12 protein-coding genes are annotated in these 13,356 nt (G+C 54.4%); 1 reads left to right on the top strand and 11 read right to left on the bottom strand.

Translation table 11 applies throughout. The features are described from left to right. Positions 1 to 24: 24 nt before the first annotated feature. The 4 genes from ccoG to ccoN are packed head-to-tail and all read right to left on the bottom strand — an operon-like array spanning position 25 to position 4,742. Positions 25 to 1,485, bottom strand: coding sequence for a cytochrome c oxidase accessory protein CcoG (gene ccoG, locus SH573x_RS07010; protein ID WP_479353644.1), 1,461 nt, complete (start codon positions 1,483 to 1,485; stop codon positions 25 to 27). 58 nt (positions 1,486 to 1,543) lie between these two features. After that, a complete protein-coding gene (locus SH573x_RS07005) occupies positions 1,544 to 2,188 on the bottom strand; it encodes a cbb3-type cytochrome c oxidase N-terminal domain-containing protein (RefSeq protein WP_479353642.1) in 645 nt (214 codons plus the stop codon). Further along, positions 2,185 to 2,376: a hypothetical protein gene (locus tag SH573x_RS07000; protein WP_479353640.1), complete on the bottom strand. Its 192-nt coding sequence runs from the start codon at positions 2,374 to 2,376 to the stop codon at positions 2,185 to 2,187. The genes SH573x_RS07005 and SH573x_RS07000 overlap by 4 nt, the downstream gene beginning before the upstream one ends. After that, the gene (gene ccoN / locus SH573x_RS06995) at positions 2,373 to 4,742 is read right to left on the bottom strand and encodes a cytochrome-c oxidase, cbb3-type subunit I (protein WP_479353638.1); all 2,370 of its coding nucleotides are present in this window, start codon (positions 4,740 to 4,742) and stop codon (positions 2,373 to 2,375) included. The genes SH573x_RS07000 and ccoN overlap by 4 nt, the downstream gene beginning before the upstream one ends. 683 nt (positions 4,743 to 5,425) lie before the next feature. Between ccoN and SH573x_RS06990 the strand changes: the two genes are divergently transcribed. Beyond that, entirely contained in the window at positions 5,426 to 5,659 is a 234-nt protein-coding gene (locus SH573x_RS06990; RefSeq protein ID WP_479353637.1) for a hypothetical protein, read from the top strand. A gap of 75 nt (positions 5,660 to 5,734) precedes the next feature. On the opposite strand, the gene lepA is transcribed toward SH573x_RS06990, so the two are convergent. From lepA to SH573x_RS06955, 7 genes are all read right to left on the bottom strand, one after another. Further along, positions 5,735 to 7,546 carry a translation elongation factor 4 gene (gene lepA, locus SH573x_RS06985; RefSeq protein ID WP_479353635.1) on the bottom strand — a complete coding sequence of 604 codons (1,812 nt, stop codon included), beginning with the start codon at positions 7,544 to 7,546 and terminating at the stop codon, positions 5,735 to 5,737. A gap of 13 nt (positions 7,547 to 7,559) precedes the next feature. Then, on the bottom strand, positions 7,560 to 8,594 hold the full coding sequence (locus tag SH573x_RS06980; protein WP_479353633.1) for an ROK family protein: 1,035 nt from the start codon (positions 8,592 to 8,594) through the stop codon (positions 7,560 to 7,562). A gap of 77 nt (positions 8,595 to 8,671) precedes the next feature. Further along, on the bottom strand, positions 8,672 to 9,268 hold the full coding sequence (locus SH573x_RS06975; RefSeq protein ID WP_479353631.1) for a hypothetical protein: 597 nt from the start codon (positions 9,266 to 9,268) through the stop codon (positions 8,672 to 8,674). 105 nt (positions 9,269 to 9,373) lie between these two features. Continuing rightward, the gene (locus SH573x_RS06970) at positions 9,374 to 10,183 is read right to left on the bottom strand and encodes a hypothetical protein (RefSeq protein ID WP_479353629.1); all 810 of its coding nucleotides are present in this window, start codon (positions 10,181 to 10,183) and stop codon (positions 9,374 to 9,376) included. A gap of 119 nt (positions 10,184 to 10,302) precedes the next feature. Then, the gene (locus tag SH573x_RS06965) at positions 10,303 to 11,241 is read right to left on the bottom strand and encodes a cytochrome c (RefSeq protein ID WP_479353628.1); all 939 of its coding nucleotides are present in this window, start codon (positions 11,239 to 11,241) and stop codon (positions 10,303 to 10,305) included. Positions 11,242 to 11,344: 103 nt separating this feature from the next. Next, positions 11,345 to 11,941: a 4Fe-4S single cluster domain-containing protein gene (locus SH573x_RS06960; protein ID WP_479353626.1), complete on the bottom strand. Its 597-nt coding sequence runs from the start codon at positions 11,939 to 11,941 to the stop codon at positions 11,345 to 11,347. 35 nt (positions 11,942 to 11,976) lie between these two features. After that, entirely contained in the window at positions 11,977 to 13,224 is a 1,248-nt protein-coding gene (locus SH573x_RS06955; RefSeq protein WP_479353624.1) for an LL-diaminopimelate aminotransferase, read from the bottom strand. Positions 13,225 to 13,356: the final 132 nt, after the last annotated feature.

Genomic DNA, 13,356 nt, shown 5'->3' with positions numbered 1-13,356 from the left:
ACTCTCCGACGATTCGTAAATAAACTATGGTTTCTGGTAGGGCCCCAAGAGCATGTACTTCAAGATACGCTTATCACCCGCGCTATCGGTGATTTGCAGTTGTACTTCGCACCGACCGTTGTCGAACTCTTCGAAAGGAGCAGACACCAGGACCGGAACAAAGTTGTGGACACCGCCCTCCAGCTGAACTTCTTCCGCTTCGATCGAACGCACATGAGCATTGCCAGGCGAAACAACACTGAGCACATACATGCGACTTTGTTCGGTGCGATTGGTCAAACTGAGCTTGAGAGAGTTATCGATCAGGCCGTCCGCTCCGACACTGAAAGTGTTCCCCAAGTTCCGCAACAGTTTGGCGTCGAAATCATGTTTGGTCAAAAAGATGAACGTGAACAACCCCAGGGTAAAGGTCAGTACCACCGGGTAGATGATCAACCGCGGTCGCCATACGGAACTGGGTTTGTGTTCCATCGAATCTTGATTGCTATAGCGAATCAGATTGACCGGCATTTGCAGTTTGGCCATGACGTCGTGACACGCATCGATGCACTGCGCACAATGAATGCACTCCATCTGCAAACCGTTGCGAATATCGATGCCCGTCGGACAAACTTGAACACACACGCCGCAATCGACGCAGTCACCTTTGCTTTTGGTTTGCGAATCATCAATGATCAATGGCTTGCCGCGACCGCGTGGTTCACCACGATGATGATCGTAAGTCACAATCAAACTGCGACGATCCAGCATCACCGACTGAAAGCGCCCATAGGGACAAGCGATCAAACACGTTTGCTCGCGGAAGTAGAGGAAGTCGAACATAAGCAGAATCGTGGCGATGGCCATCACCATAAAGGGAATGGGATGTTCCAACGGTGACTGGGTCACCCACTGGCCAAGCCGATCGGTGCCTACAAAGTAAGCCAAGAAGGTGTGGGTTAAGAAACTGCAAACGACCAGATACACGCCGGCTCGCGCCCACCATTTCCAACCGCTGAGTGGTTTACTCGGACGTCCGCCCTTGCCGACGTTGCCTTGAAACAAGCGGTCGATCGGCCGGAACAGGTATTCCATGTAAACCGTTTGTGGACAACCCCAGCCGCACCACACCCGTCCAAACATGGCTGTTATCAGGAACACGGTAATGAACGCGCTGACCATCAACAAAGCCAGCAGCAGTGTATCGGTTGGCAAAAATGTGTAGCCCAGGATCGTAAAACGTCGCGTTGGAATATCCAACAACACGGGCGGCTTGCCACTGATGCGCAGGTGCGGCAGGATCGTGAAGAAAGCAATCAACGCATAGGCCACGCCGCGCCGAGCTTTCCAGAACTCGCCTTTGGCTAACCTGGGAAACAACCAACGCCTGGAACCATCTGCCTCAAGGGTCGCCAGAACATGCTCTTCAGGTCGCAGCAATGCCTGGCCGGCGTATTGACCTTCACTGGTGGCGCTAGGAGGCCGCGCCACTTTCGGTGCGCTCATTTTCTTCTTTCTGTAGGTCGACTCATCCGCAGTCGACCTGGTGTTAAATGGAATCGAGTTACGGTTTCTTGGCTGGTTCTGCGGCCGGTTTAGCAGTTGATTCAGCAGCTGGTAACTCAGCGATATCTGCGTTCCAGTTGTCAATCACGATGCGACTAACGTCGTCAGCTTTAGGAGCCGCCGGTTTGGTGCCTAGTAAGGTGGCCACATACGCGGAGACCATGATCACGTCGCGCGGGTCCGAGAAGCGTTGCTTCCAAGCCGGCATCGCATTGTTGTTGGCTCCGTTATTGATCACGCTAATGATGTCTTCGACATGCTTGACGTTTTTCCACTTGTTGTCGCACAAGTTCAAGCCGACCAGGCCACCGCCATCGGGACCATGGCACGATTGGCAGTTTGTCTTGTAAATCGATCGGCCGTACGAGACCCAGTCGGGCTCTTTCATAAAGCGAACCAGGGTGGCGCGATCCTGGTTCAACGTGCCGAGCGTGCCGTACTGCTTTTGTGCCAGCGACGCTTCGCTAGCGCTGAGCAGATCAAACATCGATCGACCGGTGGCTCCGAAATGGAAGAACACCCAGTAGAACACGCTGAAGACAATCGAAATCACAAAGAACCACTTCCACCAACCGGGCAGCGGATTGTCGTATTCTTGAATGCCGTCGTAGGCATGGTCTGTCAGTGGGTCGTTAGTGCTCATTCTGCTTTCTCCAGTTGGACGGTGGCTCGAGGGGCATCGTCCAAGGGGATCGATGCCATGCGTGATGCAGCGGAGCGGCTGGTCAGCAAGGCTCGCAGGCTAACCGCCACAAACACCATCACAAAGATGGTCAGCGAGATTTCCGCACAGGCAGAATAATCTAAAAAGGAAACAACATCGCGGATCATTGTGCACCTCCCGAGGCTTCGGCCTTGTCTTTAACAACCTTCTCTGGTGGTTTGGCTCCGCTATCGGTTGGTGCCGGGTCAGGTTTACTGATGTCGGTACCCAAGCGTTGCAAATAAGCAATCAGGGCGATGACTTGCATGTCCTCCTTACCCTTGGGGCCACCCTGACGAACCAACGCTTCCGAAATCTCGGCCGCTTGCACGCGAGCCACATCGCCAGCTTCACTGGGTTCAAAGCTGTACTTGGCCCCGAGAAACGAAGCCGCTTTGACACGCTCCGGCAGAGCATTGAAATTCAACTTGGTGCTCAGCAGGTGTACATAGTTAGGCATGGTCGAACCAGGCGAGGACTGCTGCGGTCGCTCCAAGTGCTGATAGTGCCACAAGTGCGATTGACGACCGCCCTCGCGAGCCAGGTCAGGGCCTACGCGGCGTGAACCCCACTGGAATGGTCGGTCATACACAAACTCACCTGGCTTGGAGTACTCGCCATAGCGTTTGATCTCGGCCAGAATCGGACGAATCATCTGCGAGTGACAACCATAACAACCTTCAGCCACGTATAGATCGCGACCAGCCAGCTCTAGCGGCGTGTACGGTGTTACTTTGGAAATTGTGGGCACGTTGGCTCGGATCAAGAACGTGGGCACAATCTCGAACAGCGAAGCTACGACAACTGCAATCACCACCCAGACGGTGAACAGCATCGGCAGATGTTCCCAGCGGCGATGCCAATCCATACGAGCCCATACATCCAACTTCTTGCCAAACTCCAGCACGCCAGTCAGCTGGCTGGGTGCTTGAGGTGGATCGACATACTGCTTGGAAAGAGGAGCTGCCTGGTAGACCGGCTCTTCATACTTGGCTGGACGCGTCATCCAAGTCATCGCGTAGTTGTAGACCATCAACAAGGCACCGGCCATGTACAACAATCCTCCAACTACACGCAACCAGTACATGGGCAGGATGGCTTGGACGGTTTCCAGGAAGGTGTATTGCAACCCGCCCTTGTCATCCAGGGCACGCCACATCAGACCTTGGGTCAGACCTGCGACGTAAATGGGCATGATGTATCCCAGAATACCGATCGTCGCGATCCAAAAGTGCCACGTGGCCAGCTTGGTACTGTACAGCTTGGTCTGGAAGATGCGTGGCAAGAGCCAGTACAACATCCCGAAGGTCATAAAGCCGTTCCAACCCAGTGCACCAGCGTGTACGTGGGCGATCGTCCAGTCGGTATAGTGCGATAGCGCGTTAACACTCTTGACGCTCAACAGCGGTCCCTCGAACGTGCTCATCCCGTAGAAGGTCACACCTACCACGAAGAACTTGAGCACCGGGTCGGTCGATACGCGGCTCCATGCACCCCGCAGAGTTAACAAGCCATTGATCATCCCACCCCAGCTGGGCATCCACAGCATCACGGAAAAAATCATACCCAAGCTGGATGCCCATTCAGGCAAAGCCGTGTAATGCAAATGGTGAGGACCAGCCCAGATGTAAATAAACACCAAAGACCAAAAGTGAATAATGCTCAACTTGTAAGAGAACACCGGCCGGTCTGCCGCCTTCGGCAGGAAGTAGTACATCAAGCCCAAGAATGGCGTCGTCAAAAAGAAGGCCACAGCATTGTGACCATACCACCACTGCATGAAGGCGTCTTGCACACCTGCATAGGCTGAGTAGCTCTTGATCGTCAGTGTTTGCCCTTCGGTCAGACCTTGACCAATCACTGGTACGACCAGGTTGTTGAACACATGTAGCACGGTCACCGTAACAATCGTGGCGATGTAGAACCACAAGGCGACGTACATATGACGCTCACGACGCTTGACCAGCGTCATGAAGAAGTTGGTACCAAAGAATCCCAACCATACAACCGCGATCAACAAATCGATGGGCCATTCCAGCTCGGCGTACTCTTTGCTCTGCGTAATCCCCAGCGGCAGCGTTAGTGCGGCACAGAGGATGACCAGCTGCCAACCCCAGAAGTGAGCGTTGCTGAGAAAGTCGCTCCACATGCGTGCCTTGCATAGACGTTGCGTCGAGTAATAGACGGCCGCAAAGATCGCATTGCCCGCAAACGCAAAGATCGCCGCATTAGTATGCAGCGGCCGCAGTCGTCCGAGGGTGAGATACGGAATCTCAAAGTTTAACCATGGCACCACCAGCAGCAGCGCCACGATCAACCCAACTAAAAACGCTACGATGGCCCACACCATCGTCGCGAGTGCGAACTTTCGCACGATCGCATCGTCGTAAATAAATGATTCCAATACCGCTGCACCACTGGTTTCATGGGCAGCATGTCCCTGAGGGGGATGTTGGGGAGAATGCCCGGAGCCGGGCTGGCTGATGGTGGCCATGATCGCTTTTTGTCCCTGGTAGATCTAAGTCGCTTTACCGACAGCAAACTCTGTTTTGCCGTCGGCGCGCATGTGACATATAGACAAACTTGAGCATTTGGGCGATGTGTGTCTAGTGGAAAAAGCGTCGCACCTTCCCGACGGGCGACGCTCAAATTGTCACACTGTGCGATATTGGTTATCGAATTCTCTCTGCTTTACTCATGATCCCTATTCGGCTATTTGGCGACAGGACGAATTGTCGCACTTGCGCTTTGTTGATTTATAAACAAAACGCCTTGTTTTTATTGGCGTTTAACACAATTTGAACTGTTGAAATTGGCTGGCGATTTGGCAGTAAACGCATAAGAAACTGTGTAAAAGAAATGGCGCAAATACGCCAAGATACTTTACATGTAAAGTATTGATCGCAGACTGTCCCCATACCGTAGCGGAAGCCGTCAAGGCTTTCGGCCTCTCAGCGATACAAAGGCTTTAGGGTGGCACTGGCTATGCGCAGCATTGCCAGTGCCACCCAGAACCCATTCGGTCTTTCGGCGATTCTCGAAACGCTTGACGCGTTCCGACAAGACTCTAAACGCGCGTGTTTAACTATTTTCGCAAAAATTAGACACACGCGACTTTATGTCCTATACTTTGAAATTCAAAATCCTTGGGCCGGCCCCTCAGAAAACCACCCGAGCATGATCCAATCAGGTCGCCAGCGACGTAGGACGAAGTCGCCTGAACATTCAGGGGCTTCGTCTCGCAATTACTACTCCGACTCTCGCAAATCGCGTGAGCGCAAATCGGTGCGTTGGCACCTTGTCTTCTATATGGAAATCGCGCTCGGACTGGCCATCACTTGGGCCGTGCTAGCCTTGATCTACTACCTGACCGACCCGCAAGTCATGGCTTTCAGAGAATGGTTTCGGTAGACACGTAGCAGCGTCTCTCCGAGACGCTGAATGATCCGAGTCTCGGAGAGACTCGGCTACGTGCACGTAATCGGTTCACTCTGGATTGCCGCTTTCCAGAACAGCCATAAACGCTTTTTGAGGGATGTCGACCGAGCCGATCGACTTCATCCGCTTCTTGCCTTCCTTTTGCTTGGCCAACAGCTTCCGCTTGCGCGAGATATCGCCACCATAGCACTTGGCCGTCACATTCTTGCGCACGGCGGGCACTGTTTCCCGCGCGATGACGCGGGCACCAATGGCGGCTTGGACAGCGATCTCAAACATATGGCGGTCGAGTTCGGCTTTCAGCTTCTTTACCACTGCCCGCCCGCGTCGATCCGCGTCACGCCGATCGCAGATCACGCTCAAGGCGTCCACGCGTTTGCCGTTGACCAAGATGTCCATCCGCACCAGCTCAGCCGCTTCGTAACCAATGATCTCATAATCCATGGTGCCGTAACCTCGCGTGGCACTCTTGAGCTTGTCGTGCAAGTCATAGATCACTTCAGCCAGCGGCAAATCGTACGTGATCATCGCCCGAGTCGTAGAAAGATACTCGGTCGTGCGCTGGACGCCACGTCGATCTTGGCACAGTTTCATGACTTGCCCGATTTGATCGTTGGGCACGACGAAATTGACGCGCACAATCGGCTGACGAAACTCTTCGATGTCGCCGGAATCGGGCACTTCTTGAGGACGATGGATCTCCAGCTTGGTACCATTCTTGGTAATGATCTCGTATGTAACGTTGGGTGCCGTTTGCACCAAGTCGACGTCGCACTCGCCTTCCAGACGTTGCTGCACAATCTCCATGTGCAACAAGCCCAGGAAACCACAGCGGAAACCAAAGCCGAGGGCTTCGCTGGACTCAGGTTGAAACTCAAAACTCGGATCGTTGATGCTGAGCTTCTCCAGGGCATCGCGCAGCTCACTGAAGTCTTGGCCATCGCTGGGATAAAGTCCGCAATAGACCATGCGCTTGGGTTGCTCATAACCGGGCAACGCCGGGGCGGGATTGTTACCGGCACTAGTGACCGTGTCCCCAATGTGCACGTCCTTCAGCGACTTGATGTTGCAGATCAGGTATCCCACTTGCCCAGCTTGTAAGGTCTCGACTGCTTTGCGTTGCGGCACGAATTGACCGATCTCGATTACATCGTGCTGAGAATCGGCTCGCAAGAATCTGAGCTTGTCGTTTTTCTTGACAGTGCCGGCCATCAGCCGCACGTAGGTAATTGCGCCGCGGTAATCGTCATAATGCGAGTCGAACACCATGGCTTGCAGTGGGGCAGAGGGGTCGCCACCTGGAGCCGGGATGCGTTCGATAATGGCTTGGATCAATTCAGGCACACCTAAACCGGTCTTACCACTGCACAAGACAACGTCGTCGGGATCAATGCCCAGCGATTGTTCCATCTCTTGCAAAACTTCGTCGACGCGAGCATGCACCAAGTCGATCTTGTTGATCACGGGAATGATCTTCAGATCGTGCTCCATGGCCGCATAAGCATTGGCCATCGTTTGAGCTTCGACGCCTTGGAAAGCATCGACCAGCAGCAGCGCGCCTTCGCAGCAGGTCAGGCTGCGCGAGACTTCGTAATGGAAGTCGACGTGTCCTGGGGTGTCGATCAAGTTCAGTTCGTACTGTTGGCCTTTATGCATCGTTCGCAGCGCGACGGCGCGGGCCTTGATGGTGATACCCCGCTGGCGTTCCAATTCCATGTCGTCCAACATCTGCTCACGCATATCGCGAGAACTGACGGTGCCAGTTTTTTCCAATAAGCGATCGGCTAGAGTACTCTTGCCGTGGTCGATATGGGCGATGATGCAAAAGTTGCGAATGTTGGCGATATCAATTTTCGACATGGGCACCACAAAATCAGGCTGACATAAACTCTTTGCGCGCAAACCCGGCGGCGCCGATGTAACCAGCATCACCCCCGAGAGTTGCGAAATCGATGGTTGTTCCAGCCAGCACGTTAGGAAAGGTTCGTTCGGCGAAGACCGAACGAATCTTCTCCAAGAAGCGCTGACCGATCGGCGATTTAGGACCGCCAAAGTTCATGGCGCCGCCCAGCACCACTAAACCCGGATCGATCGTGTGAACCAGTGTGGTAATCCCGATACCTAAATAATAGGCTGTTTCATCAATTATCGACAGAGAATATTCATCGCCCAATACAGCTGCTTCGTAAATTCGCTTGGCCGTGACCGCTTTCCCGTTCATTAGCAGCCGGTTCAGCGTGCTGACCTTGCCCCCGCGCAATCCTTCTTCGGCAATCTGAGCCACGGCGCTGGCGCTGGCATACGCCTCCAATTGGCCCCGTCCGCCTCCCCAAACGCACAGCCTGGCATCTGCGTGGCTATCGACAATGATGTGACCGCATTCACTGCCAAAGCTGTTGACGCCGTTGATCAGATGACCGTCGACAATGATGCCACCGCCCACCCCCGTGCCGAGCGTCAGCAGGATCAGGCTATTGACCCTGGCGCCGGTCCCCACCCAGAACTCGCCAAAAGAAGCAGCATTAGCATCGTTGATAAATGACACAGGCAACTTGCACGCCGCGCTGACGGCATCGCGGATCGGAAAGTTGTGCCAGTTCGGCAAGTTGGGCGGCTGAAGAAAATAGCCTCGGGGTATATCCATTGTGCCGGGAGTTCCCAGTCCAATGCGCACCAGGCTTCCCTGGGCAATTCCCGAACTGCTGGTTAATCGCTGCGCGCACTGGGCCACGCGTTCGACGGCTTGTTGTGGTCCGTCGGGCTCGTGCGTATCAATTTCTTCAAAAGCCAGCGTTTGGCCCTGGTCATCCACGAGGCCAATTTTGATATTCGTGCCGCCAACATCCACGCCTAAGAAATAAGGGGCTTTGGCCTGGCTGAGCGGCACGATCGGTTGCGATGTCGGCATGTTGTTTCCTGATGTTGAATTTGAAATCTCGCCGTCGAGATTACAAATTTATGCCACAGGCTGGGACGCCTGCGACATTACTTCTTTACTTCCATGCCTTCCAACATCTTGCGAAAGCCCTCTTTCAGCTTGTCGACCGATTCAGCCGGGCCAGTGATCTTGAAGAAATGCATGCCCATCTCTTTGGTCTCGATGATGCCGCCGAGCATCTCATGATTCTCCTTCTTCACTGCGGGTGCTTGTTGGAAAGGACCTGCACCTCCCTTGTCCAAGAACGTGCCGGGAATCTCGATGATGTGAACCGTTTGGCCAGCAACTTCGATCTTCTCTACCTTCGCTTTGTCGGCCGTCTTGCTGCCGTCGGGTTGTTCAAACTGTCCGTACCAACGTTCGATGTTGGCATCCAGGCCACCGCCGCTGGTGCTGACGGTGATCCGGGCCTGCTTGGCCTTGTCGGCATCAGCCGGACCGGTGAACTCGTAGGAGATCATGTTGTTTTTCTTGGGCACAGATTTCCACTGGGCCGGTGCCTTCAACACGATCTTGCCGCCAGCCATTTCGATCTTGCCATCAGCGCCTTTGTCTTGTTTGTCTTGGGCGATAGCGGTAGCTGCACAGAACGCGCCGGCCAGAGCGACCAGGCTCAGAGCAAGCCCATTAAATCGAGAGTGCATGCACGAACTCCTTGAAAGTTAGGTTTCATTTTGACCATTTGAAGATGCGACGTTCGAGATGGGAAATTTCGAAGCTTCCCAACTCAAAAGCACAGACACAGTCTATTACTTCAAGAGGACCCTGGCCAGGACCACGGCCAGGGCAATAGCCAAAATCACCAGCACGGCAATAAAGATGGCGTAAGTGGATTGCTGTCTCTTGCGGCGAGTCTGAATGGGATTGGCTGGTGTCGTCACAGAGGACTCCTCGTGGCCCGCGGTCACCGGTTCGTCAACCTCCGTGGCATCGTCAGCGGGTACCTCTGGTGCACTGTCGGCCAACCGCCAAGCTGATCCAAAGAAATCTTCGAAGGCTTCGCCCGCCACCATCCATTGCGGCCAGCCGTCCCGCCAAACTAGCGAATCGGCGCTGACTCGATAGTCTTGCAGCCAAGTCAAAAAGATCTGCGCATCGGCCGGTCCATACTGGCCACCCGTTGGCGGTCGCACGTACCAGATCGCCTCGGGAGCTTCGGCAATGGCGGCTGGCATTTTTGATGTTGTTCCCTGAACTCCAGGCACAGGCGCCGTGTGACTGTCGCCCCCTTTGCTGGATGTGTGGGTCGATTTCTGGTTCGATGTCTGGGTTGATCGGCGCAAGCGTGGTTGAACTTCCGCCAATCGACCTGCCTCGGCATCGTGGCTGGCGGGTTTCAAGTCGAAGGTTCCCGAGCCGCTTGATTGCCGACCCGACGCCTGAGAGAGACTACCGGCCATCGCCGCTTCCGCGTCTTCCAGCGGCACCGAGAAATCTGCCGTTTCGGTGGGCACACGAAACTTGCCGCTACATGCCGGACAGCGCGCACGCCGCCCGCCTTGAAACTCTTTCAAGTTCAATTCGTGTTCGCAGTGATGGCAACGGAAACGTATCCCCACGTCTCTTCCCCAATTGCTGAAGGTTTTCGAACTGTCTTCCCTCGCTCCGCGAAAGATATTGTCTCCTTTCGCTCCGCGAAAGGTTTTTTCACTCGACTTTCGCGGAGCGAAAGCAGACACTAGCGATAACTGTCGTGACATTTCGTACAAGACTGACCAAGCTGACCAGCCGCCGCTCGAGCCATGTCGGCGTTATCGGTTTGGACCGCTAAGGCAATCTGCTGGGCCTGCTCGACCATTTGCCGAGCGAGTTTCATGTACTCGGGATCGTCTGCATCTCGCATACCTTCCATCATAGCCGCTTTGCCTAGCACGGTCACCAGTTCAGCCGCCCGCAGTAGTTCCTCTTTGTTCTGAGCGAACTTCTCTTTACTCGCACTGTGCGGGTTGATGTAGTCATCCTGAGCCCAGCCGAGCAACTGCATCAAGGGCACGCGTTCGATGACATTAGCCCAGTCCAGCTTCGATGGGGCAGAGCCTTCAAGCGTATTGCCGCTCAACAAGTCCGACAGATCTTGCACACGTTCCTTGGCGTTTTGATGGGCTTTGGCCGCAGCTACTTGAGGACTGGCGACAAAGGCCGCGCGGGCCAGAGCGGCGCTCTTCTTCCAGCGCACATCGCCCGGATACTCTTCGATGATCGCAAACATGAGTGCTTGCAACGAGTACTCGCGCCGCACCTCTTTAAAAGAGCCTGCGAACTTAGTCGGATTGGCAACCAACGGCTCCAGTCGCAACTTTGAATTCTTGACAGCGTCTTCGATGGTGCTCGCACTGATCAGTTTGTTCCAAGGATCGCTTGAGCTCGAGGAACCTGTGGCCGCGGCCCCGTTCATCGCAGGTTGCATACCTGTGGATCCAGCGACGTTCGCGGGATCGTCGGCTGAAGGTCTGTCCCCCTGCAGCACGCTGCGAACATCGGTAAAGAATGCGCCTTCAAATTCTTTGCCTGAGAATTTGGGCGGCATGGCCCGCGATGGCTTGCGGCCACGCTGCGCCCACGCAGCCGACGAAGGCAGACAGATCAAGGCCAAGATAAGTAAGATGAGAAATCGCATAGTTGCATTGTAGAACTTCGTTTCTCAAATCTCAATCAAAATTATCGAATCCCAATAGATGCCCGCAGCAGATTCACGCTGCCAACCTCTGGATCTGGGCGGATTAACCTCTTCTCCAAAAGCTCTTGGTCGCAGGTGAGGGAAATCCGTTGACGGTCAGGCCCTCGGGACCGAGTCGCAGCTCCAGTGTATTAGGCTGCTGCCAACATGCATCTTCGGCGCGATAACGCGCGCTTAGAAAGTGAATTCGCTGATTGGTCGAACCGATCCAGCGCCGCTGGGTATCGGGCTGCTGTCGGTCATACGGACCATCTACCAAGATATCCGTCAGTGCCAAGATCAGCTCGATTTGTGGCTCGGTGCGCGCGCACAGCTGTTCCATCCAAAAACCGCTGAAGATCATCACGCTCAGCCCCAGCGAGCGGGCTGCGTGCGCTAAGCCGAGCGTGCCCTCCAAATGCGCAAACGGTTCGCCTCCGAGCAGTGTCAGACCTTCGATGTGATCGTCATCCCGAGCGACCGTCATCTGCTGGACTAACTCTGCCAGTTCAATGGAGTGGCCGCCTTGAAAGCTGAGCATCTCCGGATTGCAACAACCAGGGCACCGCAGCGGACAGCCTTGGAACCAAACCGCCATGCGCCGACCTGGCCCTTCGGCACTGGTATTGGCAATCGTCTGGGCGATTTGAATTTGGGGCATGATCTCAAATTTCAAATCTGAAAATTCAAATCCGGTTAGAACTCAAGCGACAGCGAACCCAAGCGTTTGGCAGTCTCAGTCATCAACGCGTCCTCAGCCGCTTCGTCATCCGCAACGTAGGTCACAGAGAATCGCAGGAATGAACCGGCATCGTCCCAAGGCACGGTGACGATCGATTTCTCCGTGATGAAATATTGGCTGGCCTGCTCGGCATTCTCAAAGCGTGGACCACCCTGAATGCCTTTAGGCGAACGAGCATACAAGAAATAGGTCCCACCCGGCATTTCACATTCAAAGCCGCACTGCTTGAGCGTCGCCACTAGTTTCTTCAAACGTCGTTGATACTTGGTGCGAATCTTCTCGGGAATCGCGGGCGTATCAAGCGCCGTAACCGCCGCTTGTTGAACGGCTGAGAACTGACCGCTGTCACAATTGTCTTTTACATCTGCAAAAGCTTGCACTAGCTTGGCATTGCCGCAGACCCAGCCGATGCGCCAGCCGATCATGTCAAAGCCCTTGCTGAGCGAATGGACTTCGACACCCACATCGCGGGCCCCAGGCACCGACAGAAAACTCAACGGCTGACGATCATAGGTCAGCAGAATATGAGCAGCATCTTGCACCACAATGAACTTATGCTCGTGCGCTAGTTCAATGACGCGCAAGTAAAAATCGACATCGGCTACTTTGCCCGTCGGACTGTTGGGATAGTTCAGCACCACCATCTTGGTCTTGCGCCACACATCCGGGGAGATCGCATCCCAATCGGGATAGAAGTCGTTTTCAGCCAACAGCGGCAAGCGATGCACGCTGCCTCCGTAGTATTTCGTATGCGTACCGGCCACTGGATAACCGGGAACGGTCATCATGGTGATGTCGCCAGGATTGATAAAGCAAGCCGGCAGCATGGCCAAGGCGGTCTTGCTGCCGATGCAGTGATTAATTTCAGAGTTGGGATCGAGCGTCACACCAAACTGACGATCCATAAAACGCGCGACCGCTTGCTTGAAATCGGCGATACCGTTGTCGGCGTATCCTCGATTTTCAGGACGATTGATTTCGCGAGCCATGCGTTCGCGAACCAGCTCGTCAGCCATGCTGTCGTTTTCGCCGATACCGAAATCGACCAAAGCACGATCAGGATAATCTGCCAACGCTTTACGCTTGGCGCGTTTGATCCTTTCGAACTTGTAGATCTCGGTGCCTTTGCCGTATCCGGCTCCGCCAATGCGTTCCGCAAACAATTCCTGAAAATACGGTTCAGCAGCGATAGTAGCGTTCATGCGACTCTGAAATTTGGAAAGTGAAATTGAACAAGTTGGAAATTGGTGAAATTGAAAATCAACCGATGTATTTCAAGTAGCCAACGCTGCCAAGCGGTGGATTTTGCCGTCGCGAGTGTCCACCGTCTGGCG

The sequence above is a fragment of the Rania fehmarnensis genome, from assembly GCF_056494185.1.
This window is presented reverse-complemented; position numbering and strand designations above follow the sequence as displayed.

Coding starts and splice junctions, on each gene's coding strand:
- SH573x_RS07005 (WP_479353642.1), bottom strand. CDS start 2,188: ATGAGCACTAACGACCCACTGACAGACCATGCCTACGACGGCATTCAA.
- SH573x_RS06965 (WP_479353628.1), bottom strand. CDS start 11,241: ATGCGATTTCTCATCTTACTTATCTTGGCCTTGATCTGTCTGCCTTCG.
- ccoG (WP_479353644.1), bottom strand. CDS start 1,485: ATGAGCGCACCGAAAGTGGCGCGGCCTCCTAGCGCCACCAGTGAAGGT.
- SH573x_RS07000 (WP_479353640.1), bottom strand. CDS start 2,376: ATGATCCGCGATGTTGTTTCCTTTTTAGATTATTCTGCCTGTGCGGAA.
- SH573x_RS06960 (WP_479353626.1), bottom strand. CDS start 11,941: ATGCCCCAAATTCAAATCGCCCAGACGATTGCCAATACCAGTGCCGAA.
- SH573x_RS06955 (WP_479353624.1), bottom strand. CDS start 13,224: ATGAACGCTACTATCGCTGCTGAACCGTATTTTCAGGAATTGTTTGCG.
- ccoN (WP_479353638.1), bottom strand. CDS start 4,742: ATGGCCACCATCAGCCAGCCCGGCTCCGGGCATTCTCCCCAACATCCC.
- lepA (WP_479353635.1), bottom strand. CDS start 7,546: ATGTCGAAAATTGATATCGCCAACATTCGCAACTTTTGCATCATCGCC.
- SH573x_RS06990 (WP_479353637.1), top strand. CDS start 5,426: ATGATCCAATCAGGTCGCCAGCGACGTAGGACGAAGTCGCCTGAACAT.
- SH573x_RS06980 (WP_479353633.1), bottom strand. CDS start 8,594: ATGCCGACATCGCAACCGATCGTGCCGCTCAGCCAGGCCAAAGCCCCT.
- SH573x_RS06975 (WP_479353631.1), bottom strand. CDS start 9,268: ATGCACTCTCGATTTAATGGGCTTGCTCTGAGCCTGGTCGCTCTGGCC.